This is a genomic window from Acinetobacter sp. ANC_7654, assembly GCF_056779855.1.
The window spans coordinates 16,004-39,176 of sequence record NZ_JBWYIR010000010.1 but is presented as its reverse complement, the minus strand read 5'-3'; the positions used below and the strand labels follow the sequence as shown (position 1 = coordinate 39,176).

Sequence of the window (23,173 nt, the reverse complement as noted above, 5' to 3'; positions counted from 1 at the left end):
CTATATGTCAAACTCATTTGCTAAAAAAATTGACGTTTTCTTCGATGATGTTGTTGCTGGATTTGATGCAACCAATATCAGCTCTAAAAACGTTTCTCAATACAAAGCACCTGCAGAAGCACTTGCTTTAAATGGTCAAACTTTTCACCGTCCAATGCCATTAATGACCGAAATTGTTGATGGTCGCGACATCACTGGTCAATACAAGGATCTTGTAGAACTCACCGTTCCAGCTACTCTGACTGAATCACACATCCGTAACGTTCCTGTAAAGCTGACTGGTGTAGATCTAAATAATCCTTACGCTTTTGACAATATCGTAAAAACTTCAAACATCTTGCTCTCTAACAAGCTGGATACATTGGTTGCTAACCGTATTGCAGAACGCGGCACTTTAGCAGTGATTAATTCAGCTGCTATTGATACCTATGATGATGCTGCAGAAGCGGATGCGCTTATGCTTGAGCAACAAGCGACTCGTGGTGAGCGTATTATGTTGCTCAATCCTCGAATGGCTAAAAACATTGCTGGCAACCTTGCTGGTCGTCAAACAATGAATACTGCGCCAATGAATGCTTATCAGCGTTCAACCCTACAACCAATTGCGGGCTTCGACACTTTCCGTGTTGATTATGGTAAATCAATTGCTGGTTCTGCAGGTGCTGGCTATTTAGTTAGTGGTGCGCACTCGTATACGCCAATTTCTGCTGATTCAAATGGTATTCCAGCTGATAATCGAACTCAGACCTTAGCAGTAAAAACTGGTACAGGTGCTGCGGTTGGTGATGTATTCACTATTGCAGGTGTTTATGCAGTTGGTCATATCAACAAGCAATCCACTGGTCAGCTTAAAACATTCCGTATTCTTGAAATTAACGGTGGCAATTGGACGATTTCGCCTGCAATTGTTCCAGCTGATGGTACTTCAGCATCTCAAAAAGCGTATGCAAACGTGACTACTGGTGCTGCAGCAGATTCAGCAATCACTATCCTGAATAAAAAGACCACTGCAGCAAGTGTGTTCTATGAAAAATCAGCGATTGAAATTGTACATGCTGACTTCAATACCGAGCCGTTTGAAGCTTCTGGTAAGCGTGTTCGTAAAGCGACCACTGACAGCGGCATTCAGATCGTGATGTTGTCCGACTCTAACGTTGATACATTGGCGGCTAACTATCGTCTATTTGTATGGGCAAACGTGGAAGTGCTAAACCCTGAATTGGCTGGCATCATGCTAGAAAATCAAACCTAATAAAACCGTGACGACAAATGCCCGCTATATGCGGGCGTCGTCATTTTTGGAGTAGTGGAATGAATTATCCAAAAATGCTCTACAAGGGCAATAAATCCAAATATGAATACCAAACTGCATCGAATGAAGAATCAGAAAAAGAGCTGATAGATTCTGGCTGGGTAAGCTTTGGTGATTTGCCTGAACGTGAACCACTTACAGGTGGCTCAGTTTCTGAAATTGATTCATCTGCATTCGTACCAGTAGAACAGTTCGATGCACTGGGTGAAGAAAACACCAAGCTTAAAGAGGAGTTGGTTGAAGCTCTAGAAGAAAAAGGCGATCTATTAAAACAGTTTGAGTCTTTCCGTAATGATGTAGTGGCAATGAAAGATCGCATTGCTGAATTACAAGGCAATACCACGCCAGTCGGTGCAACCAATGAAAATGAAGAGTGTATTGCGGAGCTTGAAAAATTAACCGTTCCACAACTTAAAGAGTTGGCTGCATCAAAGGGCATTCAATTTAAGTCAAATGCTTCTGAAAAGACGTTGATTGAATTAATTATAAGTTCTGATGGCGCTGCTGAATTAGGAAAATAAATGAGAGGTGAGCATGCTAAAGCATAAATACGTGCCTAAGTGGCATGAAACACCGTTCCAGCACATGCGCTACACGCTAGTCACAAATCAAGAGCAGCTTGATAAATTACTGTTAAAGATGGCATGTAAGCCAAAACTATTTGAGTTTCTTGAGGGTGGAGCGCATGCACGTGTAACCTTTCTTCCTGATGATTCTGCAATTGTTCAGTTTTGCAATCGAAATTGGACAATAAACCAGATCCACGGCCTTTTAACCCATGAAGCAGTACATATTTGGCAAGAGTTAAAGTTAAAGATGGGCGAGGAGAATCCAAGTATTGAATTTGAGGCGTACTCGATTCAAACAATTGCTCAGGATTTATTTTACATGTACGAAGAAAGTGGGGTGACAGATGTCCTGGACTAAAAGACAAATCGTTGAGCAAGCTCTTGAGGAACTAGGACTTGCATCTTATGTGTTCGACATGCAGCCAGATCAAGTTGAAAGCGCAAAGCTCAAGCTTGATACCATGATGGGTTTGTGGGATGCCAAGGATATCCGATTTGGTTACCCATTGGGCTCAAGTGCCAAAAGTGGCGACCTAGATGAAGAAACCCATATTCCAGATTATGCAGTTGAAGCTGTTCGTTTAAATCTAGCGATTCGTTTGGCTGGTTCTTTTGGTAAGGCTGTATCGATTGAATTAAAGACCATGGCAAAGGATGCGTTTGAAACGATTCAATTAGCAATGCTCAGCAATCCACCGCGTGTACGGCTTGACCCATCATTACCGCGTGGTGCTGGTCACAGAGGTGGTTGTTTACCTTTCATTGAAAAAACACCAACAAAAACAGTCTTTGCGCCCGATACTTCTGTGAGTTTCTCAAATGAATAAACATTTAAATACTACGGATCGTATTGGTCCATGTGATTCTGTTGTGATCTGGAGTGGTGATAATGGTGACTTTCGTGGTGTGCCGCTTGATGTTTTAAAAGAAGCTGTTAAGCCAGAGCAGGGCAATCAATCCTCTTTGCTTGTCCAGCACTTCAACCCGAATGCAAATTTCACACTAAATATCGATAATCATGAAGTTGGCACATATCTGGTTTTAAACCCATCTACAAGTATTACAACTGGATCTATTAAACTCCCAGAACGTTATGAAGTTACAGATGGACAAGTCTTATTGGTTGCTTGCGCTCAACAGGTGAATAACTTCTCGATTGATGGGAATAATGCACTTGTGATTGGTGCGCCAAATGCCTTAGATGCAAATGGTTTCTTTAAATTGAAATACGACAAACTTTCAAATACCTGGTATCGAGTGGGGTAAATATGCAAATCCCTATCCTTGATGGAATCTATACAGATAACAACTCTGATTTTCGTACAGCTTACCCTGTCAACCTGATTCCAGTACCTAAAGGACAGGGGATTTCAGCTGGATATTTACGACCAGCGGAAGGTATCAACCATGTTGCTGATTTACCAGGTGTGGATCGTGGTGGCATAGTCTGGCGCGGCGATCATTACAGAGTGTGTGGCGCCAAGTTCATAAAGATTACTGAAGATGGTGAAATCACAGAGCTCGGTGATGTTGAAGCAGGTGGGCTATGTTCTTTTGATTACTCATTCGACTATTTAGCTATAAATGCTGGCAATGCGCTGTATTTATATGATGGTGAGGAATTAAAGCAGGTCACTGACGAAAATCTGGGTGAAGTACATGATGTGATCTGGGTAGATGGCTATTTCATGACAAGTGATAGCAATAATATTGTAATCACTGAGCTCAACAATCCCTTTGAAGTAAACCCGCTTAAATATGGTTCTTCTGAGGTTGATCCCGATCCTATTGTGGGCCTGATTAAACTTCGAAATGAAGTCTACGTTTTAAACCGCCATACCATTGAGGTATTTGATAACGTCGGGGGTGAATTTTTCCCATTCCAGCGCATCGATGGTGCTCAAACAATGAAAGGAACGCTGAGCAAAAGGACATGCTGCATCTACATGGATGCGATTGCAATGCTTGGTAGTGGTCGAAATGAAGCCATCACGGTTTATATCTCATCGGCTGGGGCAGCACAAAAGATTGCGACCCGCGAAGTTGAACAGATCCTTTCAAGCTACACAGAAAGCCAATTAACTGAATGTCAGCTAGAGTCTCGACAGGTAGACGGGCACTCATGGCTTTATATTCACTTACCAGATCAAACTCTGGTGTATGACGCTATTGCCTCGCAGTCAACCGGTCAACCAACATGGTTTATTCTGAATAGCGGCAAAGGCTACACAGCTCGAAATATGACTTATGCCTATAACAAATGGTATGTAGGGCATACGACTGAATCAAAGCTTGGTGTGTTAACTGATGAAACCGGTGAGCACTGGGGTAATGAAATCGAATGGCAGTTCGGCACAGCGATTATCTACAACGAGTCTGGCGGTGTGATCTTTCATCAACTTGAGTTGGTTGGCTTAACTGGTCGTAATTCCTACCGCAAAGAATCAAGCATCTATACGCAATACTCGACTGATGGAATGGAGTGGTCCATGCCTAAATTTATAAGTGTGGGTAGGCAAGGGCAGCGCAATAAGCGCCTTGTGTGGTTCCAGCAAGGTTATATGCAAAACTGGCGTCTACAGCGATTTAAGGGCACTTCTGATGCTCGGCTATCTATTGCGCGACTAGAAGCCAAAATAGAGCCGTTGGGGGTGTAAGTGATTAAAAGACCTAGCACACCAAGACGTGAAGACTTAGCCAAAATCTTTAAAGATCCTCGGACCCTGAAAGCATTTGAACAGGTCTTTGAGCTATTGCCAGATGAATTAGAGCGACAGCTTGAAGGGCTTGAAAATGTTCAGGTCGTGGCGGAGAGTGCAACGGCTCAAGCGGCCTTGGCAATGGTGTTGCTTTATGCAATCGATGAACTGGCCAGCATTAAAGCTTTGGAACCAGTGTACCAGTGTAATTGCCAGTTTGATGATTTAACGCCACGTCACGAATCAACAAGTCAGGATTGTCCCGTTCCTCGTTATGAGTCCATAACTCATGACCCGTTAGAACCTGCACACGTTCAATATCAAGAATTATCAACATTGGAGATAGTCTGATGGCTGTCAAAGTCACATGTATTATTCCTTCTAAGCAGTTAGAAGATGCTCAAACAAACCAATATATTGCCACCAACTCTAAAACCATGATTGATAAGGTGACTGTCACCAATACCACGGCTGCAGCGGTGACATTTAGCTGCAATCTGGTCCCTGAAGGTGGGTCGGTGGCAGATGATAATGCAGTCATTAAAACCAAATCAGTAGCAGCTGGTGACACCTATGTCTGCCCTGAATTGGTTGGCCATGTGTTAGAGCCGGGTGATGCGATTAGCATGATTGCAAGCGCTGCGGATTCGTTAACGATCCGCGCATCAGGTCGAGAGGTTACATGATTACATTGCAGCCCCTGAATGATCTAGACCTTATAAACCGAGTGATTTTAGATGCTGCAGTAAATAATGATATCTCAGACGATGCATCTAAAAATCATGAAATTCAACAATTACCCCATACCTTTGAATGTCTTGGGATTTATCAACATGGAGAAATCAAAGGTCTATTCATGCTTGTACCACAAAACGCAGTAACAGCAGAAATTCACACCTGCTTGCTGCTGCGTGGCAAAGAAGCTTTTCAGGCGGGGCGATTACTGCTGAGTTACCTATTCAATAAATATCAAAAAGCAATTTCATATACACCTTTAACTAATAAAAAAGCCCTGATTTATGCGCTTCGACTTGGATTTAAAAAAGAAGGTGTTTTGACTCAATCATTCTTAAAAAATGGCGTGTTGGTCGATCAGGTGGTGGTCGGTCTTACCAAAGGAGAATATTTATGCCAGTTGCAGCGGTAGCAGGAGTAGTGGGTAGTGCGGTTGTTGGTGGTGTTATGTCATCAAAAGCACAAAAAAGTGCAGCCAAGACAGCTGCGAATGCCCAAATTGAAGCATCGGATAAGGGGGTTGAAGAGCAGCGTCGTCAGTTTGATGCCCTTCAAGCCCTCTTAAAGCCTTACGCTGATGCTGGTTTGGGTGGTCTAGCAGGTCAACAGGATTTACTTGGAATTAATGGGGCAGATAAGCAACAGGCTGCTATTGATGGAATAAACAATAGTGCTGAAATGCAAACCTATTTACAGCAAGGTGAAAACGCTATTTTGCAAAATGCATCAGCTACTGGCGGATTGCGCGGGGGGAATACTCAAGCAGCATTGGCGCAATTTAGACCCCAATTGTTGAATCAATTAATTAATCAGCGTTATCAAAATTATGCAGGTCTAACAGCATTAGGACAAAATGCTGCTGCAGGAACTGGAAATGCTGGAATGCAGACAGCAAGTAACATATCAAACCTTTATCAGCAGTCTGGTGCAGCTCAAGCAGGTGCAGCCCTTGCACAGGGTCAAGCTAGTGCAAATATGTGGAATGGGGTGAGTAGTACAATTGGTACGCTCGGTGGAATGAAACTAATGAAGATGTTCTAATTATGCAACCTATTAATTATATGCTTGATGTGCAAAATCCAGTACAGACTGCAGTTACTGGTCTTACTCAAGGTATGCAGATTGGGCAGTTTGTGCAGGCTAAAGAACAGGCTGAACGTGAAGCCATTCAGAAACAGCAAATGCAGGAAGAGTTGTCTGCTTTTGCATCAAAGCCTAATAAAACCCATGATGATTATGCGAATATCATGGCGCGGTTTCCATCTTTAGCTGAAGACTTTAAGCGATCTTACGATGTTTTGGACTCAGGGAAGCAACAAGCCACGTTCAAAACAGCCTCACGTATTTATGCTGCCACAGCTAGTAATCGTTTTGACTTAGCTAAGTCTATCCTTGAAACGGAAGCGGCTGGTTATGAAAATGCAGGTGATCAAGAGACAGCAGGTTATTTACGTCAACTATCAATGATGGCTGATTCAGATCCTGAAGGACTGCAAACATTAACAGGCCTTACTCTTGCTTCTACCAACCCAAGTCAGTTTAAAGATGTATTGGGTGCACTAAATCAAAACGATCTTACTCCTGAAGAAATTAACCTCAAGAAAGCGCAGACTGAGAAAATCGAGACTGAGACGCTTTGGTATGGCGACAAGAGTCAAGCAGAGATTGATAATATTGAATCTCAAATTGAGGATCGAAAGACTGGTCGCGTTCAGGATCAGCAAAAAATGCAGATTCAGAATGATCAATTTTATGCCAAGCTCGACCAAGACCAACAGCAGTTCTATGAAAAATTAAATCAAGAAGAGCGAAAGATTGCGCAGACTGTATTTAATGTAAAAGAAAAGCCTGAACAGCGTATGGAACGACTTGAGAAAGTTGAAGGGTTTGCGACGGCAGCTAGAAATGCATCGGAAGGTGCAAAATTAGCAGCCCAACTAGCTAACGACACTAAAGCTCTCAATGAGTCTACTGGCGGTTACTGGAACAGAGCAATGCGTAATGTGCCTGGTACAGACGAATATAATTTTGATCAAAAACTTGAAACAATGAAGTCTAAGATCTTCTTGGCGCAAGTTGATCAAATGCGTGGACTTGGCGCTTTAACAGAATCAGAGGGTGCTGCATTAAAAGCATCTATTGCTTCAATTAACCCAAATCAAGACCCTAGAGTTGTACAACAAAGCTTAACTGAGGTGGCAAAACAGCTATCTAAGGCAGCTCAATCGGCAAATAAGAAAGCCCAAATATATGCAACTAAGGGTAAGGGTTATTCTGCCGAAGTAGTGGCAGCTGCAAAAGCTCGCGGTGTATCACCAGCAGAAATGCAGCAGGTCGCTAATCAGTTAGGTATAGATTAAATGTTTTGTGATAATCTTTCCTCAATAATAAAGAGGGGTTATCACATGAACTTCAAGAAGATCTTCATTTCCTTGCTGGCGCTTTCTTTTTCTGCAGCGGCTGGTGCGGCAAACAAAAGCAACTACAAATTCACTGTTGAAACTTGTTCTACACTATCTGAATTGGCTGGTAGTGCTTTTGATGCCCGGCAAAATGGTGTGCCAATCTCAGAGATGTACAAAACACTAATTGGAGAGCAAAAAGAAATCCGCGAGGTTGGCAGAATTATTATTGATTCTGCATATCGTAACAAAGTAGAAATGACAGAGCGTAGGTCAAAAATCGCAAAAAGCGAATATGTGGACACATTTTTTAGAGATTGCCTGCACTACTTAGATAAGTAAAAGCAAAAAGCACCTTAGGGTGCTTTTTTAGTGTCTTTGTAAATATCAAAAAGATGCTTTTCATCAACCATGATTGCTTTGGTGATTCTTTCCATAGCTTTGGTAAATGATGGGTTTGGGTTATCTGCTTCATTTGCAACAATCATAGCAACATTTGCTAAAAGCATCCTTTTGTAAGGTTCAGACGCAACCAAGTTTGTCGTAGTGAAACTTTCTTCTAGTCGAGCAACCACCTCCGAATTAATGGAGCGTCCTTGGTCAGCGGCAGATTGAGTAATTTTTTCTTTTAATTCTAAAGGCAAACGGATCTTTAGCTGTGGGTCTTCTCTGCTCATAAACATACACCAAGAAAAAAATATAGTTTATACCACCGTGGGGCATTGACAATAGAACCACCGTGGTTTAATTTATTTCATAAACCACGGTGGTTTATTTAGAAAGGGCTTGGATATGAAAGATCACAAAGGGCAACAATACAAAATGCGGTTTTTAGACAATAAAGACCATAAGGAATTAAAGATTAAAAGTAAGAAGGAGGACCGATCACTTAACTACCTTATTAATCAGGCGATAAAAGAATTTTTAAACAAAGAGAATGCTAATGCACAAATTCAATAGGCACAAAAAAACCTTGCTCAACTCTCACATATCACAAGGTTTAGTTGCTATCACAAAGGATATATAACACATGTCTAATTTAACACAAAACTTCGCAAACCCAAACAACCAACCTTTAATTATTGGTGACTTCTCAATTCGCCAAGACGAAGATGGTCGTTATTGCTTAAATGATCTACACAAAGCAAGTGGTTACGACAAGAAGCACCAGCCTGCTTACTTTATCCGTAACCAACAAACCAAAGACCTAATTGCTGAGATTGAAAACCCTTCGGATGGGGCATCTGCAAATTTGCAGATGCCTGCTGTTGGCAAAGTCAATGATGGCAAGAATAATGGCACATATGTAGTTAAAGAATTAGTTTACTCGTACGCAATGTGGATCTCTGCAAAATTCCATCTACAGGTTATTCGTGCTTATGATGCGATGGTGATGCAATTCAGAGTTAAAGCGCGTCAAGCTATCTCACCTGAACAGCAAGCCCTGCTTCATGAAATTGTGGCGCGTCGCTCTCAAGGTGAACGGAAAATTTTTGCTGAAATGTGGGCGCGTCATAATCGACACTTTAAAATTCCACGCTATGCAGAGCTTTTAGAAATTCATTTTCCAGAGGCTGTCCATTATCTGGAAACAATGGATCTAAAAGCAAAGGCTGAAAAGCAAGAAGTAAAAGCCTTACCTTATCCACAAGAAGTTATTCAAGTTGCCGAACAGATTAATCGGGAATTTAATAACTCACGGTATGATTCTTGGCATGTATCTGCTCGTAACGGTGTGCTGACTGCAATGCCATTGCCACCGGGCTTTTATCCAACCATGGATATTGCTGAGTTCACTAAGCGTTTTGATAGTGTGCTGGATCTGCTTTATAGTACTGATACGCTTCGAGTAGGGCGGCATTTTCTAAAAGAGCGAAATTCTAAATAAAACAAGAACCACCTTCGGGTGGTTTTTTATTACCTAAGGAAAAGTTATGGCTACACGTCAAGAACTTGAAAAAGCTCTAAGCAATCCGAATGTTCGAAAAATGCTGGATGTTATTGCGAATGCTGAAGGCGTAAAGCATGGGTATAACACCATATTTGGTAATGAGCGCTCTGATAATTTAAAAGTTCACCCGAATGTAAAAAAAGAATTTAATCAAACTGATGGCAAAAAGAACTCAACCACAGCAGCAGGTCGCTATCAATTCTTAAAAGGAACCTGGGATAGCATTTCCAAGAAGTACGGCTTGACAGACTTTTCACCCAAAAACCAAGACTTGGCAGCAGTGGCTTTAATTTTAGGTCGTGGCGCTTTGGGGGATGTTATGAAGGGTGACTTTACTAAAGCTGTAGGTAAATTAGGTAGCGAATGGGCTTCTTTACCATCTTCACCTTATGCACAGCCGAAGAAATCTTGGAAGGATATCCAAAATATGGTGGGTGAGGTAAAAACGCCAAATCGCAAGCCAGCCCAATCCCGAATCAATCAGCTGGTTTCCGCTTATGATAATCAAGCTAAAGCCAGCACCGCAAAAAAACAAAGCAACCCACAGCAAAAGCAAAATCGGGTAAACAGCTTGCTTGCAGCATTTGATAAGCAAAATCCAAATCATCAAGTGGCACCAGCAGGCTTGCCTGATTTTGATGAAAACGGTGTGATTCGAGAAGATCTGACACCTCAACCACAACCACAAGTAAAAACACTCAGCACCACGGATAAAATCATTGGTGGAGCAGAGGCAGCTTTGACACTTGCAACTGGTGCAGTCGGTGGCACATTAGGTCAGGGGCTTGGTGCTTTGCACGGTATTGCAGAAGCTGTTGTTGATGGCACATTTGGCACACAGCAAGGTGCACAGAATGCAGTAAACCGAGCTACACAGTTTTCCAATGCTTTGACTTATGAGCCAAACACTGCAGGCGGTAGACGCGCTGTGAGCGCAGTTGGTGAGTTTATTGAAGACACAGGACTTGATACGTTGCCGCCTGTATTGGGTGGTGGTGTTGGCACATCGGCAGCAACATTAGGTCGTGCATCTGTACCAGTAGCCACCACAGCCGCAAGAGAGGTAGCTCAGGCTGCAAAACCTGTCGTGGCTCAAGTGGTAGAGCAAGCAAAACGACCAGTTAATGCAGTTACTGAGGCAGCTAAAAACACCTTTAATCGTGAAAGTCCAAACATTGCTCCAGCACCTACAAACATTGGTGCTGCTCAAGTAGATCAATCAACCATTCGTCAAGCTCTGGCAGCAGACTTACCTGTTACACCCGAACTCACTAAAGGTCAGATTAGCCGCAACCCTGCTCAACTTAAGTTTGAGATAGAGACCGCAAAAGACGGTGAAATGGGTGCGCCACTTCGCCAACGTTATGAACAGCAGCATCAAGCAATTCAGCAAAACTTTGATGCATTTATCGATCAAACTGGTAGTCAAACAGGTGGTAATGCTCGCGATGTTGGATTAATGGTTGATGGAGCTTTAAAAAAGCAAATGCAGACTGATAAGAACCGTGTTCGTGTTGCTTATAAGAAAGCAGATGATTCAGAAGAAGCCAGCACACTGGTAGATTTAAATCGACCAGTGGGCGTTCTTGATGATGGTGAAATTTCAGTGATTGATTACCTGAACTCACAGCCTGAATTACCAACCACACCTATCATCACAGCAGCTAAGCGCACAGCTGTCTCAATTGGTATTGCTCAGAAAGCTGATGATGGAAGCCTAGTGCCTAGTAATCCCACAATTAAACAGCTTGAAAAATGGCGCTCCGAAATTAATGGCAACGTAAATCAGGAGGCGCCAAACATTCGACAAGCTACAATTTTGAAAAATTTTATCGATGCTCATGTAGAGCCATACGCTGGCACTCTCTATAAAGCAGCCAGAGCAGAGCGAAAGCATTTTGGTGACAAGTGGGAAAAACACGCCATTATTGAGGATTTAACTGGTAACAAAAAAGGCTCTGATGATCGCAAAGTTGCATATGAAAAAGTCGTAGATCGAGTGATCTATAGCGGCTCATTGGATGATTTAAGGAAAGCTAAACGCACAATCATGACAGCAGGGCCTGAAGGTAAGCAGTCATGGAAAGAAATACAAGCCGCAGTGCTGCAAAACATCAAAGATGAGGCAACCAGAGGTGTCGCACCTGATGCGCAAGGCAATCAAATGATTAGTCCAGCTGCGCTAAATACTCAGATACGAAAACTGGAAGACAAATTGGATTTCATTTTTGGGAAAGAGGGTGCGGATAAATTGCGAGCTTTAAATGAAGTTTCTAAAACAATCTTCACTGTTCCAGCTTCTGCAGCAATCAACCACAGCAATACAGCGGCAACATTATCAGCAGCTATGGACCTTGTTCTATCAGGCATGTCAGGCTTCCCTGCACCTGTAGCTAGTGCATTACGCATCTCAACCAAACACATTAAAGATCGAAAAATTCGCAAGCGTGTAGAAGACGCACTAAACCCACGGAGTTAAGTTATGACCATGTTTTTAGCACCCTACACAGCTATTGCTGATATTGATGGAAGCCCGCTTGATGCGGGTTTTGTTTTTATAGGGGAGCAAGGAAAAAACCCGGAATCTTCTCCAGTTTCGGTGTTTTGGGATGCAGATTTCACCATTCCAGCAGCTCAGCCAATTCGAACACGTAATGGCTATCCAGTACGAAATGGAAGCCCTGCAAAAATCTACTTACGTGAGCCGATGCACTCTATTTCTGTAAAAAATAGAAATGGCTCTACTATCTTTGTGGATGTTAGTGGTGCTGGCTTGATTTCTACACTTTTGGTGAGACCAAGCGGCGTTACTGTTGAGCAAACTTTTAATGATATCAATGAATCACTTAAAGAAAAACAGCAGCAGATTAATGAAAAAGCACCTACTGAATATGTTGATAATCAGCTTAGCTTGAAAGCACCGCAAGCCACGACATATACAAAAGCAGAAGTAGATTCTGCCTTGTCTGCAAAAGCACCGCAGGAAACAACATATACAAAAACTGAGGTTGATACTACATTTGCAGCCTATGTTGGCGGTAGAAAAGCATATACGACTCTAGCATTAGCACAAGCAGATCAGGTTAATTTGACTGCGAACACTGCTATTGAAGTGACTAACGATTCCACATCATCAAACAACGGCACATATCAGTGGAACGGCACAACGCTAACAAAGAGCGATTATGATCCTGTAACACAGGCGAAAAACTACACAGATCAAGAAACAGCATTTTGGCAAGTGGAAAACATTCGGGTAATAGCTTTTGAAGACTGGCTGGGATATGCAGCTGGATTTGTTGGTAACAATGGGGTAATGCCTCTCGGCATTACAAAAGAGGGTGTTGTTGTTGTTGAAAAAGCGAATGTAGATGAGATTCATTCGGAAGTTTCTTCTGTCTCTGGGGTTAGTATTTACAAGCTAGACCCATTCACAGGTTACTCTTTTGGTATTGGTAATGGTGTAAAGTTCCCTATTTTAATGAAGAATGATGGAACTCTGATCATAGAGAAAGCAAACATTAATGAACTTGGTTCGTTAAAATCCTCAAGCGATAAGCAGATTGGTGTATTTAAATCCACAATTCAGGAATGGTGGATTTCTCCAATTCACACGTATCTTGAAAAGCCCTATCCTCGCGTAGTTAGTGGATTGTACTCACAAGATGGTGAAATTGTTATAGCTGAGTATGTGGTGGGTGTTGGTACAACAACTCAATTCGTCATTGATAAAACACCTTCTATTGATGATCACAATGCACCTAGTCTTTGGGTTAAAGAAGGACACCGAGCAGTAGTGTTGTGGACTCGTCACGCTCAAACAACAAAGATTTATGGTCGTGTATCAACTAAAGATGGTGATCTGAGAACCTTGCAACACACCGAAACACAAGAAATTGATTTGGGGAGTGCTACATCTTATACGCAGATGCATCATATTCCACATCTATCCGATGAATCACAAGACATGTTTTATGTGCTATCACGCACAACAGGTAATGCTTGGAGTGTAGTAACACTATCAGTAAGTCAAACATCGGGAGTAATCACAAAACTCGATCAAGTGCGTTTTATTCAAGCAACCGAACAATACTATTGCACTTCAGCAATGGATGGTGATGTGATTCGTATCGCATCAGGTTTTAATCCAGCTGCCGAGCAGAACTTTGTTTGTTATATCGAACTAAATACAATAACTGGTGAGATTACAGACCATATCGGAAATTCTTTGGGTAATTTCATCTCAAAGACAAGCCTCCCTCTTGCAGCGACAGCATTAAGTCCTGTTTTACCACAAACATCTGCGGATAAGGATCGTCGCTTACACTATGTTAGGCCTGGTCCAGTAAGTCCAGCTATTGCTTATGCAGAATGGACATCTAGCAATATTTTAGATGCCGTCTATAAAGTTGCATCACTCGAAAATGGCAATTGGGTCATACGTGATGTAGCAAATGTGGGTAGTGGTTTCGGCTCAGGGTTAACAGAGTCTTACATCAGCGGCATTAGCTTCCCAACCCCGTGCAATAAAGATGAGGTTATTGTTGCGCGTTATGATGACGCAAAAGGTGAAGGTGTTCTTGAAAGAGCAATTTTGGTGAATGGTGAGTATAAGAAATCAGAGTCGCTACGCTCAGGATCAAACCACCTCATTCGCCCGATTAACCCTGTGAATGGCGGTAATATCTGTGTTTACACTGAAATGTATAACTACGGCAGAACAAGCACATATTCTTTTGAGTGCGATACTAAACTAACTTTTTTGGGGTAATATAAATGAGTGGATTACAGTTTAACATTAATCAAGACTTCAAATACGGCATTAAACTATCAGCAGATACACGCATAAACAACGGATCTATCGTTCTAATAGAGCCTGCTCGTGATGGATTATCAGGTGTACCAACACTATTAACAAATTATGCGAAAAATGAATTTAAGGCGCTGTCAGGTGTGGATGTTGAAAGTGTTGCTATTAAAAACACTCTTGCCAGTGTAGGCGGTATTGCTGAAAGAACAGCGAAAGGTGGTTTGCACGGGATTTATCCACAAGACTTAACGTCTGCAAGTCCTCGCGGTGTATTGAGTGGCTTGATACCTGATGCGGTTAAAGACTACATCAAGTCAAACACTTCGCATGCTTTTTATATGTCATTAATGGGTGTGATTACTCGAAATGCGATTACAGGAGCAGGAAACGCACCTGTTTTAGCTGGACTTTATTCGAGCTCAGATGGAACAGCTACAGCTCAAGTAACACCATGTGTATATCAGTCAACAGGTACAGGGACTGTTGCGGGAGGTCGAACAGGTACAGACATGCTTGGACGCACCACAGCATCGCCCAACTCACCGTTTTGTGTTGATGTAGCTCAGTCGAAATTGGTTCTCGTAGAATCAGCAAGCTTGGACAGCGTGAAAGGTGAATTATTTACGATTGGAAATATTTCAACTTCTGTTTACGCAGGTTGCCCATCTTGGGTGTTGTATAGTCTTTATATCGAAGATCTGACGGTGAGTGGTCAAACATACGCTCAAGCAAGTGCAAAATCACAAGAAGCTTACAACTTTCGTTTTGGTCAGGGTGGCTTGTATGAAAATGACACATGGACTATCCCAACTTAACACCGTAAAAATCATTTGATGTCTTAAAGATTCAACAAAAAGCATAAGTTCTAATCTTCAATTAAATCAGGGTTTTTTATTACCAAAATTTAGGGGGCATAATGTCAAATGACTATTCAACTGATCCACCAGTAGAGCCGAAAGGCTCTTTTTTAATGCCAATTTTATAGGGGGATGTATGGATGACTTAAAGTTAGTCATTGCGTCACTTGAACCATTTTATACAGCCATTGCGAGTTTCGTAATGGCTTTTTTAATGGCAATTTTTCGCACTGCAAGAAAACACGGTAAAGCAGATTGGTTAGAGGCCTTTATGTGCGGGCTTTTCGCAATTGGTGCTTGGTCACTTATGACATGGTTTAACGTACCTGAAATTGTGGCCGTTGGTGTGTCATCCGCAATCGGCTTCAAAGGCACTCATTATGTGAGTGACAAAATCGACAAGGTAGATATGAATGTCAAAAAAGATAACAACTCAACAAATCCATGATCATGCAAAAGCTCTTGGTGTTGACTACGCAGCACTTCGAGCAGTCATTGAAGTTGAGTGCAAAAGCTCAGGATTTAATATTGATGGCACGCCTATCATTCTTTATGAGCGCCATGTCTTTTACCGAAGAATAAGGGCAATCAATTGGATTACAAAGTCGAATGAATGGACTAAAACTTATCCTGATTTATGTAATCCAATTGCTGGTGGTTATGGAAAATTCTCAGAGCAGCATGGCAAACTTGAACGCGCATCAAAGCTTAATCGTGATGTAGCTTTAGAGTCTTGTTCGTGGGGTTTGGGTCAAGTCATGGGCTACCATTGGAAGTCACTTGGTTATCCTTCTTTGCAAAATTTCATCAATGCAATGTACAAAGACGAAGCTGGTCAACTTGATGCGATGTGTCGATTTATCAAAGTAAATGGACTAGTCAATGAGCTCAAGCGCAAAGATTGGAAAGGTTTTGCTCGTGGATACAATGGTCCAGCTTATGCAAAAAACAGTTATGACACAAAGTTAGCTGAAGCATATAAAAAGTGGAGTAAGTAATGCCTATTATTCAACTTCTATGGAAATATCGAAACTTGGTCGCAATAGCGACTTTTTTTATTTTATGGCTTGGTCAAATTGCATATACAAATCATTTAAGCGGAAAGTTGGCTGAAGCTGATGCTGAATGTGTAAAGCGCATTAATAAAGTCAATGATGCATATCAATCAGCCTTGGATGCTTGGAAAACAAAAGTATTCATTGTTGAGAATGAGCTTGAAACCGAGCGCAACAATATCAAAATCCAATTTCGAGATATTAAACATGAAACTCAAAAAATTATTACTGAGCGCGTTTATACTGAGTGCAAGCTTGATGATGCAGGCATGTCAAACGCCGAAACCGCCCGCATTGCCGCAAATACCCGCAAGCCTAATGATACCTTGTGATGAATACAAAGCGCTTTCAAATAATACAATGGGTGAGTTATATACTCGTTACATTGAAAGTTTGGAGATTGGTGCTGAGTGTGCGGCAAAGGTTGATGCCTTTATTAAAATTCACACAAACTAATGAACATGCTATGGTGCTCTTAAAAAAGGGCACCAGTATGAAAACAAGAAAAATTATTAAAAACTTCAATGTCGACTATACATACAGAATTAGTTTGCTTTGCCTCGTAGATGAAAAAGATGAAATTATCGAAGTCTACGACCACAAGGGAAATAAACTGGTCCACAACAAAGAAGCCAGAACTGTTCTTCACAATGGCAAATTTTTGTTCTATTAATTCACAGGATACGGATTCAATATATCGGTGTTATAATGTCCTGGGTTTAAATCCGAAAGCATCAATCGAACTCAGGTTTAAGTGATTTTTTACAAAATTTAAGTGGGGTGCAAAGTTAACTTGTTACACAGATGTTACACGGTCTGTATCCTGAGTTAAAAACCACTCTGTAAAACAATGGTTTATATACGTGATACGTATCCCGCCATCTCCACCAAAATTCTTGTTATAAAAAAGCCACTTTTTTAAGTGGCTTTTTTATTGCTACATATTTGCCACATTTTCACTCCAGATGATTTTGATTTCGAAGTTTTTAAGCTGCACTTGCCACGCTAAGTTTCGTAATTTCTTGCCAGTTCTATATTCATGCAACCATTTAAAATAGCGTTTGATCAGCATGTGTAAGCTATGCCTAAGCTGATTAGCGACAAATATTGAATTAATGCTATTCATAAATAGTGTTGTTGTAGAAGTAAAGATGTTTGTCATTTTTTATCATTTGAACGAGATAAATTGAATAAATTACGCAAGAGCGATCCAAGTTTTTCAATTCCTGTTAATCATGGAAGAAGCCGACAAGCACCAGTGTATTTTGATCATATTGAATTGGTTGAGTGGTAGGAAAATAAGAAGAAAGATCGATAGAGTTGATATTTAATAAAGACCAAGAGAACTTATGTTGTCTTGTTTTTTTTTACTGAGTCAATAGAAAAATCAATAACTTGACCTTGTGGTTTCACGAAAATAATGCATAGAATGTCTATTAATTATACGAATTTGAAATCACAACATTATTAAAAGGAAAATAAATGTCCAGATGTACAGCACCTGTTCGAGGTCATAGTTCTGCTGCAGCGGCTGCAGCTTGTCCGGCATGTCGTAACAGATATGGTTCCCGATATAGCGGTTATTCTTCTTATTCACCATCATACGGTTCAAGTAGTAGTTATAGTGGTATTACAAGTAGGGGAGGCGATAGTACTACAACAAGGAGTTCTAAACCTCGTTGGTCTAAAGCTGGCTCATCTCTTGCGTATACTTCAAATCAAATAATGTCACTAGCTCCTGTTCGAGACGAAATTGTAAAAAAGCTTCTGTGCAACCAGACCTTCGTGATGTGTTCTTGTGCCACGCATGGGATGATCGCAAAGGTGTAGCTAAAGAACTACATGATTTACTAGAGGCATCTGGTGTAAAAGTCTGGTTTAGCGAAAAAGACCTTGGTTTGGGTGTGCCAATGATGAGAGCTATTGATAAAGGTTTAGCTAATTCGAAAATTGGTCTTGTTTTGGTTACACCTGCGTTATTATCACGATTACCTAAAGAAGGGGTAGCAGATAAAGAACTTTCCACCCTTTTAGCAGGCAATCGCTTGATTCCAATTGTACATAATACAACTTATGATGAACTACGTAATGTTAGTCCTATGCTAGCTTCGAGAAGTGGTTTGGACACATCAGAAGATACTATGGCAATAGTTGCAGAGAAAATAGCTGAGTTGGTTGCACTATAGTTGTATTCATTAATCAGGTGAATCTTTGTATGGCATTCTGTATAGTGGTTATTTAATTTGTTTTTTTAATTTAATATTAAATACTTATAATTTAATTTTAATTAACACCATCTTTTTTGAAAAGCCGCTTAATAAGTGGCTTTTTGTTCGAAAAATTTTAAAGAAATTTTGAAACTAAGATTTGGCTGAACATTTAAAGCATAATTGATCACTATGTTGTTTGATGTAATTTTCTAACAATTCAAATGTATAGCCAACTATCAAAGATAAATGTTATCAATACAACTCAGAGCTTTGCTGTATTCAAAACAGATTCAAAAGAAATCTCAAGTTTTTATGAAAATTAACTACATACCCCACCAGTAATCGGCTGATTCCTATTTTCTAAGTGCTTGACTGAACTTGCAATACTGATTGAAAGTTGATCAATGGCTTTTTGCGAAACAGTGACTAAAGTGTTTAAGTCTTTATTTTTTTGTGGAATTTCTTCATAAAAACTCATCCGACAACTGAGTTGATGACGTTGAGGTAATGTTTGAGCGTTTTTGGGTATGGATAAGGGGCGATTAGGATCATCATATCTTAAAGTCCAAGTCGCATTCATGAGCATAAAGCGTTGCTGATTTGATTTTTCGATGAAATCAAAGTTAGAAAAATCTAAGGCAATTCGATAAGCTGCTTGTCCACCAGTCATACCACTATTATAACGATCCACTGCACCTAATGTTTGCTGTAAACGCGCAGAAACAGCATCTCTCAATTCAGCCGATAAAGTAGATGTCCAACGATCATCGAACAATACTTTAGCCTGCCCATTTTCTTGTTGAATTACCAATGGAATTCGGTTTAAACGATCGGATAATCCAACAGGAAGCACCTCAATCATCCTCACTTTTTGATTTGACGAAGATGATGTTAGCGTTTGAGTGCTCAATGAATAGAACTTAGGCGTAGGGGATGAAGAGCACCCACTGACGATGAGTGCAAACAAACCAACACTCAAGCTTGAAAGGACTTTTAGGTAGCAGCGTTGCTGAGATTTCAATAATTTATTCTCTGTCATCTTTCTTCGGCTCCGCTGTTTTTCCACGAATCAATGACTCAGGATTTTGTTCTATTTGATCTGCCATTAACTGCAATGAAGCTGCGGCACGGGTAATTTGTTGTAAAGCACGACGTAGATCTTGTTGTAATGGTGCATCACTTGCCAAGATGGTTTCAGAAGACTGAACTGTTTTACGAACATCATCCAAAGTGGCTTGTAAATTAGGCGCAACTTTGCCATCCAGTTGATCGACCAAACTTTTTGAAGATTGTATAGTTTTATCTAAGTTTGCCAAGGTTTGACGAACGTCCTGACCAATTTCAACCAATGGAAATTTAGATACATTATCGGCGATTTGGGACACTTGTGCTTGAAGGCCTTTTAATTCTGTAGGAGTTGTTGGAACTTCAACTACACCATCATTTCGACGGATTGCAGTGGCATATTTAGCTTTAGGGAAAAGATCAAAGCTAATGTAGTTTTGACCTGTAAGTAAATTGCCAGTCCGCATTTGAGCTCGCCAACCACGCTCAACAAATTGCTTGAATACTGTACCTTGCGGGTCCAACTCATGACCTCCAGCAATACGTGAAGGATAAACTTCAGCATCAACACGCATTCGAATTTGCGAGTGATTATTGTAGAACTCAGTGTTGATTTTTTTCACAGTACCGACTTCGACACCCATGAAATCAATTGGAGCTCCTACTGATAAACCTCGCAATGACTCATTGAAATACATTACGATCCGTCTTGGATTAAGATCAGGCTCTTTAAGCGCAAGCTTTTCAGAGTCAAATAATTCAAATTTCATTTTATTCGGAGCAGGAGCTGCATCAGAATTTTCAGGATAACCGAATGCGATCCCTCCCGAAATGATGCTTGCCAAAGATTGTGTGTTTAAACTAAAGCCCGAAGCATTCAAATTGACATCTACACCACTGGCTTGCCAGAAACGCGCATCTGTGGTGACAAATTTGTCATAAGGTGACTTAATGAAAGTTTGAAGTTCAACGCTTTTTCCATCATCAGCCAGTTGGTAAGAGGTCACTTGTCCAACGTTGATTCTTCGATAATAAATAGGTGAGCCGAAATCGAGCGAACCTAAATCTTGTGCCTTTAAGAAAAAGATTTTTCCAGGAACATCGGAAGTTACAACTGGTGGAGTTTCTAGCCCTTTAAATGAAGTGGTTTTGACATCTGATTTACCGCCATCTACTTCAATATATGCGCCAGAAAGTAAAGTATCGATACCTGAAACCCCACTTGCACCAATACGTGGTCTCACTACCCAAAAACGTGAATCTTCCGTGGCAAAATTACTGGCATCTTTCCGAAGTTCAATTTTAGCAATGATATGAGACCGATCTTCCGAAAGGTCAATTTCACGCACTAGACCCACATTAACTTGACGATAACGAACTGTAGTTTTGCCAGCTTCAATGCCTTCTGCAGTCCTAAAAGAAACCTCAATAACAGGACCAGTATTCAAATACGCCTTGAGAGCTAATGAAAATGCAATGAGTAATGCAACAATTGGAATAATCCAAATGAGAGAAGGTTTCCATTTGCTACGTTTCTTATCAGGTACACCGACCTGACTCAGAACTTGTTCATCATGAGGATGACCATTACTCGATTGGTTTTCTGACATAGTTATTGATCTTATTAAATCGTAATGTGGTTGTTGTTTGTACGCTTCATCATATGAATATCAAGCAAGAAGTGAAAGGGTTTTATGTAAATCTCAATGTTCTGAAGCGTCATTTTTTTTTTCATGCTGACTCAGAATTGAAACGTAATAGTTGTCCCAAATGATTCTAGGATCAAAACTCAGTGAGGCTAACATGGTCAAAACCACCACTGCACCAAAAGCGACTGCACCTGTGCCTGCTAAAATAGTTGCCAATGATTGAATTTGGATTAGTGCTGCGAGCATGGCGACAACGAAAACATCAATCATTGACCAACGGCCAATAAACTCCACGACTCTATACATGATCGAGCAATGCTTCGGTGAGAGGTGAATTTTTTTTGAGGCTTGTAAATGTACAGCACTGAGCAGGAGAGCAAGGATGACCAATTTCAGTAGTGGAATAAATATACTGGCAATAAAAATAACGGACGAAACGAAATAGTCACCACTTTTCCAGAAATAGATGACTCCACTCATAATCGTGTCTTGTTGACGACCAAGAATAGATTCTGTAATTGTCATCGGTAAAACATTAGCTGGTATATAAAGAATACTCGCTGCAATTAAATAAGCTAAAGTTCGTTCTAAACTTCGGGTTTTTCGGGTATGTAAGGGGCTATCACAACGAGTACAGCGGGATTTTCGTGCTTGTTCCATGGCCGACAAGGACGTCATGCGGTTGAGTGTTCCACAGCAATGACAAAGTGTGAGCTCAAGATCAATTGCACGCGGTGCAAGCGTTTCTAATGAGGCGGGTTTCTGCACAGGGTGTGGCGAATGCTTCATCTGATCGGGTTGATTCGTATGAGTGGAAGTAATGGTCATGAGATTTGATTTCCATCAATTACATTCCATAGATCCTTGATTTTGATTGATACTAAATAGACCAACAAAACACTTAAAATGGCAAATGCCCATAAGGCAATTCCAGGAATCACAACCACCATCCCCACTAATTTCACTAAGGTGACTAAAACGCCGATCAGAAAGACTTCAACCATTCCCCAAGCTCTCAATTGAAAGAGTGACCGTAATGCGAGTTTAAGTGATGCATACTGTTGGGTTGCAATAACATTTTTATTGAACATGGCCATCAAAAGAATATATCCCATCAGAAGTAAGTAGGCCAAAGGGACAACAAAAGTGGTCATCATAATAAGAAAGCCTACAAAAGCACGATCTGCCTCGAACATTGCCCAAGCCGCACCCAATAATGTGGTTTCTGAATAAATGCCTTGGAGTTCAACTTTGACAATTGAAAAACTATTGGCAATCGCAAAGATAATTAACGCAGTACAGACTAAGGCCAACAGTGTGTTAAATGTTGGAATTTTACGATAGAGCTCGGAACCGCAAGCCGAACAATAGGCACGTTCATTCTTATATAAATCGGATTTACGAAAGAGCGTATCGCACTCTTCACAAGCAACATAATTTTGATTGATTTGCACCATTCTTAAATCAGGGTCGCGTTTAGAATCCGATACAGTTTCTACATTCGTTTCAGACATCGTTGTCTCAACTTTTTCATCAATATTCTTGGTTTTTTTATTTCTCCCTATAGTTTATATCGAGATTCAAAAGGTTTGCCTATGATTATTTTGTTGAATCGAGATACATAGCGTTTTAGTTTGGCTTATCAGTGTGCAGTCATGTAACTCAACGAGGGTATAAAAGGGGGGGAAGTGCTCATTGATTAGCATTTGTGTAGTCAAAATGAGGGTGAGTTAAGTTTATATGATTAAATTAAATTAATATTAAATTCAATGATTAAGCGTGAAATTCAAGATACAGCGTGTGCTTCACATAAACTTCATATATCAAGAACTACACTTTATTTAAATCATAAAGATCGA

General features: G+C 40.8%; 26 protein-coding genes. 21 read left to right on the top strand and 5 right to left on the bottom strand.

Going from position 1 to position 23,173, the window contains the following annotated elements:
* Positions 1-4: 4 nt before the first annotated feature.
* Genes AC1M86_RS11270 through AC1M86_RS11215 form a run of 12 tightly spaced genes read left to right on the top strand, consistent with a single transcriptional unit; the run spans position 5 to position 8,059 of the window.
* Entirely contained in the window at positions 5-1,252 is a 1,248-nt protein-coding gene (locus tag AC1M86_RS11270; RefSeq protein ID WP_481607982.1) for a P22 phage major capsid protein family protein, read from the top strand.
* Between the two features lie 59 nt (positions 1,253-1,311).
* Positions 1,312-1,833 carry a hypothetical protein gene (locus tag AC1M86_RS11265; protein ID WP_481607981.1) on the top strand — a complete coding sequence of 174 codons (522 nt, stop codon included), beginning with the start codon at positions 1,312-1,314 and terminating at the stop codon, positions 1,831-1,833.
* Between the two features lie 13 nt (positions 1,834-1,846).
* Positions 1,847-2,239: a hypothetical protein gene (locus AC1M86_RS11260; protein ID WP_481607980.1), complete on the top strand. Its 393-nt coding sequence runs from the start codon at positions 1,847-1,849 to the stop codon at positions 2,237-2,239.
* Entirely contained in the window at positions 2,226-2,708 is a 483-nt protein-coding gene (locus tag AC1M86_RS11255; protein WP_481607979.1) for a packaged DNA stabilization gp4 family protein, read from the top strand. Before AC1M86_RS11260 ends, AC1M86_RS11255 begins: the two co-directional genes overlap by 14 nt.
* Positions 2,701-3,147 (top strand): hypothetical protein, encoded by a 447-nt coding sequence (locus AC1M86_RS11250; protein ID WP_481607978.1) that lies wholly within the window; start codon positions 2,701-2,703, stop codon positions 3,145-3,147. The genes AC1M86_RS11255 and AC1M86_RS11250 overlap by 8 nt, the downstream gene beginning before the upstream one ends.
* A gap of 2 nt (positions 3,148-3,149) precedes the next feature.
* Positions 3,150-4,538, top strand: coding sequence for a packaged DNA stabilization protein (locus AC1M86_RS11245; RefSeq protein WP_481607977.1), 1,389 nt, complete (start codon positions 3,150-3,152; stop codon positions 4,536-4,538).
* On the top strand, positions 4,539-4,931 hold the full coding sequence (locus AC1M86_RS11240; RefSeq protein ID WP_481607976.1) for a hypothetical protein: 393 nt from the start codon (positions 4,539-4,541) through the stop codon (positions 4,929-4,931).
* Positions 4,931-5,266, top strand: coding sequence for a hypothetical protein (locus tag AC1M86_RS11235; protein WP_481607975.1), 336 nt, complete (start codon positions 4,931-4,933; stop codon positions 5,264-5,266). Before AC1M86_RS11240 ends, AC1M86_RS11235 begins: the two co-directional genes overlap by 1 nt.
* Positions 5,263-5,727, top strand: coding sequence for a GNAT family N-acetyltransferase (locus tag AC1M86_RS11230; protein WP_481607974.1), 465 nt, complete (start codon positions 5,263-5,265; stop codon positions 5,725-5,727). The genes AC1M86_RS11235 and AC1M86_RS11230 overlap by 4 nt, the downstream gene beginning before the upstream one ends.
* Positions 5,709-6,356 carry a hypothetical protein gene (locus AC1M86_RS11225; protein ID WP_481607973.1) on the top strand — a complete coding sequence of 216 codons (648 nt, stop codon included), beginning with the start codon at positions 5,709-5,711 and terminating at the stop codon, positions 6,354-6,356. The genes AC1M86_RS11230 and AC1M86_RS11225 overlap by 19 nt, the downstream gene beginning before the upstream one ends.
* A gap of 2 nt (positions 6,357-6,358) precedes the next feature.
* The gene (locus AC1M86_RS11220) at positions 6,359-7,675 is read left to right on the top strand and encodes a hypothetical protein (protein WP_481607972.1); all 1,317 of its coding nucleotides are present in this window, start codon (positions 6,359-6,361) and stop codon (positions 7,673-7,675) included.
* A 45-nt stretch (positions 7,676-7,720) separates the two neighbouring features.
* On the top strand, positions 7,721-8,059 hold the full coding sequence (locus AC1M86_RS11215) for a hypothetical protein (RefSeq protein ID WP_481607971.1): 339 nt from the start codon (positions 7,721-7,723) through the stop codon (positions 8,057-8,059).
* A 14-nt stretch (positions 8,060-8,073) separates the two neighbouring features.
* Here AC1M86_RS11215 and AC1M86_RS11210 read toward each other — a convergent pair whose 3' ends face one another.
* Positions 8,074-8,394 carry an Arc family DNA-binding protein gene (locus AC1M86_RS11210; RefSeq protein WP_481607970.1) on the bottom strand — a complete coding sequence of 107 codons (321 nt, stop codon included), beginning with the start codon at positions 8,392-8,394 and terminating at the stop codon, positions 8,074-8,076.
* A gap of 353 nt (positions 8,395-8,747) precedes the next feature.
* Between AC1M86_RS11210 and AC1M86_RS11205 the strand changes: the two genes are divergently transcribed.
* From AC1M86_RS11205 to AC1M86_RS11165, 9 genes are all read left to right on the top strand, one after another.
* Positions 8,748-9,605, top strand: coding sequence for a KilA-N domain-containing protein (locus tag AC1M86_RS11205; protein WP_481607969.1), 858 nt, complete (start codon positions 8,748-8,750; stop codon positions 9,603-9,605).
* A gap of 46 nt (positions 9,606-9,651) precedes the next feature.
* Positions 9,652-12,147: a glycoside hydrolase family 24 protein gene (locus tag AC1M86_RS11200; protein ID WP_481607968.1), complete on the top strand. Its 2,496-nt coding sequence runs from the start codon at positions 9,652-9,654 to the stop codon at positions 12,145-12,147.
* Positions 12,148-12,267: 120 nt separating this feature from the next.
* Entirely contained in the window at positions 12,268-14,439 is a 2,172-nt protein-coding gene (locus AC1M86_RS11195) for a BNR-4 repeat-containing protein (RefSeq protein WP_481607967.1), read from the top strand.
* 5 nt (positions 14,440-14,444) lie between these two features.
* Positions 14,445-15,293: a hypothetical protein gene (locus tag AC1M86_RS11190; protein ID WP_481607966.1), complete on the top strand. Its 849-nt coding sequence runs from the start codon at positions 14,445-14,447 to the stop codon at positions 15,291-15,293.
* Between the two features lie 178 nt (positions 15,294-15,471).
* Positions 15,472-15,783 carry a phage holin family protein gene (locus tag AC1M86_RS11185; RefSeq protein ID WP_481607965.1) on the top strand — a complete coding sequence of 104 codons (312 nt, stop codon included), beginning with the start codon at positions 15,472-15,474 and terminating at the stop codon, positions 15,781-15,783.
* Positions 15,749-16,333: an N-acetylmuramidase family protein gene (locus AC1M86_RS11180; RefSeq protein ID WP_481607964.1), complete on the top strand. Its 585-nt coding sequence runs from the start codon at positions 15,749-15,751 to the stop codon at positions 16,331-16,333. The genes AC1M86_RS11185 and AC1M86_RS11180 overlap by 35 nt, the downstream gene beginning before the upstream one ends.
* On the top strand, positions 16,333-16,722 hold the full coding sequence (locus AC1M86_RS11175) for a hypothetical protein (protein ID WP_035266151.1): 390 nt from the start codon (positions 16,333-16,335) through the stop codon (positions 16,720-16,722). Before AC1M86_RS11180 ends, AC1M86_RS11175 begins: the two co-directional genes overlap by 1 nt.
* Complete coding sequence (gene lysC, locus AC1M86_RS11170) at positions 16,649-16,846, top strand: Rz1-like lysis system protein LysC (RefSeq protein ID WP_481607963.1); 198 nt, start codon at positions 16,649-16,651, stop codon at positions 16,844-16,846. The genes AC1M86_RS11175 and lysC overlap by 74 nt, the downstream gene beginning before the upstream one ends.
* Positions 16,847-18,159: 1,313 nt before the next feature.
* Positions 18,160-18,576 carry a toll/interleukin-1 receptor domain-containing protein gene (locus AC1M86_RS11165; protein WP_481607962.1) on the top strand — a complete coding sequence of 139 codons (417 nt, stop codon included), beginning with the start codon at positions 18,160-18,162 and terminating at the stop codon, positions 18,574-18,576.
* A gap of 343 nt (positions 18,577-18,919) precedes the next feature.
* Here the strand turns inward: AC1M86_RS11165 and AC1M86_RS11160 are convergent, their stop codons facing one another.
* The 4 genes from AC1M86_RS11160 to AC1M86_RS11145 all read right to left on the bottom strand — a co-directional run bounded on the left by AC1M86_RS11160 (position 18,920) and on the right by AC1M86_RS11145 (position 22,771).
* Positions 18,920-19,639: a PqiC family protein gene (locus AC1M86_RS11160; RefSeq protein ID WP_180028029.1), complete on the bottom strand. Its 720-nt coding sequence runs from the start codon at positions 19,637-19,639 to the stop codon at positions 18,920-18,922.
* On the bottom strand, positions 19,626-21,275 hold the full coding sequence (locus AC1M86_RS11155; RefSeq protein WP_481591909.1) for a PqiB family protein: 1,650 nt from the start codon (positions 21,273-21,275) through the stop codon (positions 19,626-19,628). The genes AC1M86_RS11160 and AC1M86_RS11155 overlap by 14 nt, the downstream gene beginning before the upstream one ends.
* Positions 21,276-21,368: 93 nt before the next feature.
* Positions 21,369-22,103, bottom strand: a complete 735-nt coding sequence (locus AC1M86_RS11150) for a paraquat-inducible protein A (RefSeq protein ID WP_481596570.1) — start codon at positions 22,101-22,103, stop codon at positions 21,369-21,371.
* A 35-nt stretch (positions 22,104-22,138) separates the two neighbouring features.
* Positions 22,139-22,771, bottom strand: coding sequence for a paraquat-inducible protein A (locus tag AC1M86_RS11145; RefSeq protein WP_481608037.1), 633 nt, complete (start codon positions 22,769-22,771; stop codon positions 22,139-22,141).
* Between the last annotated feature and the right edge of the window lie 402 nt (positions 22,772-23,173).

Coding starts and splice junctions, on each gene's coding strand:
- lysC (WP_481607963.1), top strand. CDS start 16,649: ATGATGCAGGCATGTCAAACGCCGAAACCGCCCGCATTGCCGCAAATA.
- AC1M86_RS11180 (WP_481607964.1), top strand. CDS start 15,749: ATGTCAAAAAAGATAACAACTCAACAAATCCATGATCATGCAAAAGCT.
- AC1M86_RS11145 (WP_481608037.1), bottom strand. CDS start 22,771: ATGGTGCAAATCAATCAAAATTATGTTGCTTGTGAAGAGTGCGATACG.
- AC1M86_RS11210 (WP_481607970.1), bottom strand. CDS start 8,394: ATGAGCAGAGAAGACCCACAGCTAAAGATCCGTTTGCCTTTAGAATTA.
- AC1M86_RS11175 (WP_035266151.1), top strand. CDS start 16,333: ATGCCTATTATTCAACTTCTATGGAAATATCGAAACTTGGTCGCAATA.
- AC1M86_RS11235 (WP_481607975.1), top strand. CDS start 4,931: ATGGCTGTCAAAGTCACATGTATTATTCCTTCTAAGCAGTTAGAAGAT.
- AC1M86_RS11255 (WP_481607979.1), top strand. CDS start 2,226: ATGTCCTGGACTAAAAGACAAATCGTTGAGCAAGCTCTTGAGGAACTA.
- AC1M86_RS11215 (WP_481607971.1), top strand. CDS start 7,721: ATGAACTTCAAGAAGATCTTCATTTCCTTGCTGGCGCTTTCTTTTTCT.
- AC1M86_RS11220 (WP_481607972.1), top strand. CDS start 6,359: ATGCAACCTATTAATTATATGCTTGATGTGCAAAATCCAGTACAGACT.
- AC1M86_RS11265 (WP_481607981.1), top strand. CDS start 1,312: ATGAATTATCCAAAAATGCTCTACAAGGGCAATAAATCCAAATATGAA.
- AC1M86_RS11245 (WP_481607977.1), top strand. CDS start 3,150: ATGCAAATCCCTATCCTTGATGGAATCTATACAGATAACAACTCTGAT.
- AC1M86_RS11250 (WP_481607978.1), top strand. CDS start 2,701: ATGAATAAACATTTAAATACTACGGATCGTATTGGTCCATGTGATTCT.
- AC1M86_RS11160 (WP_180028029.1), bottom strand. CDS start 19,639: ATGACAGAGAATAAATTATTGAAATCTCAGCAACGCTGCTACCTAAAA.
- AC1M86_RS11185 (WP_481607965.1), top strand. CDS start 15,472: ATGGATGACTTAAAGTTAGTCATTGCGTCACTTGAACCATTTTATACA.
- AC1M86_RS11260 (WP_481607980.1), top strand. CDS start 1,847: ATGCTAAAGCATAAATACGTGCCTAAGTGGCATGAAACACCGTTCCAG.
- AC1M86_RS11270 (WP_481607982.1), top strand. CDS start 5: ATGTCAAACTCATTTGCTAAAAAAATTGACGTTTTCTTCGATGATGTT.
- AC1M86_RS11155 (WP_481591909.1), bottom strand. CDS start 21,275: ATGTCAGAAAACCAATCGAGTAATGGTCATCCTCATGATGAACAAGTT.
- AC1M86_RS11150 (WP_481596570.1), bottom strand. CDS start 22,103: ATGAAGCATTCGCCACACCCTGTGCAGAAACCCGCCTCATTAGAAACG.
- AC1M86_RS11190 (WP_481607966.1), top strand. CDS start 14,445: ATGAGTGGATTACAGTTTAACATTAATCAAGACTTCAAATACGGCATT.
- AC1M86_RS11230 (WP_481607974.1), top strand. CDS start 5,263: ATGATTACATTGCAGCCCCTGAATGATCTAGACCTTATAAACCGAGTG.
- AC1M86_RS11225 (WP_481607973.1), top strand. CDS start 5,709: ATGCCAGTTGCAGCGGTAGCAGGAGTAGTGGGTAGTGCGGTTGTTGGT.
- AC1M86_RS11205 (WP_481607969.1), top strand. CDS start 8,748: ATGTCTAATTTAACACAAAACTTCGCAAACCCAAACAACCAACCTTTA.
- AC1M86_RS11200 (WP_481607968.1), top strand. CDS start 9,652: ATGGCTACACGTCAAGAACTTGAAAAAGCTCTAAGCAATCCGAATGTT.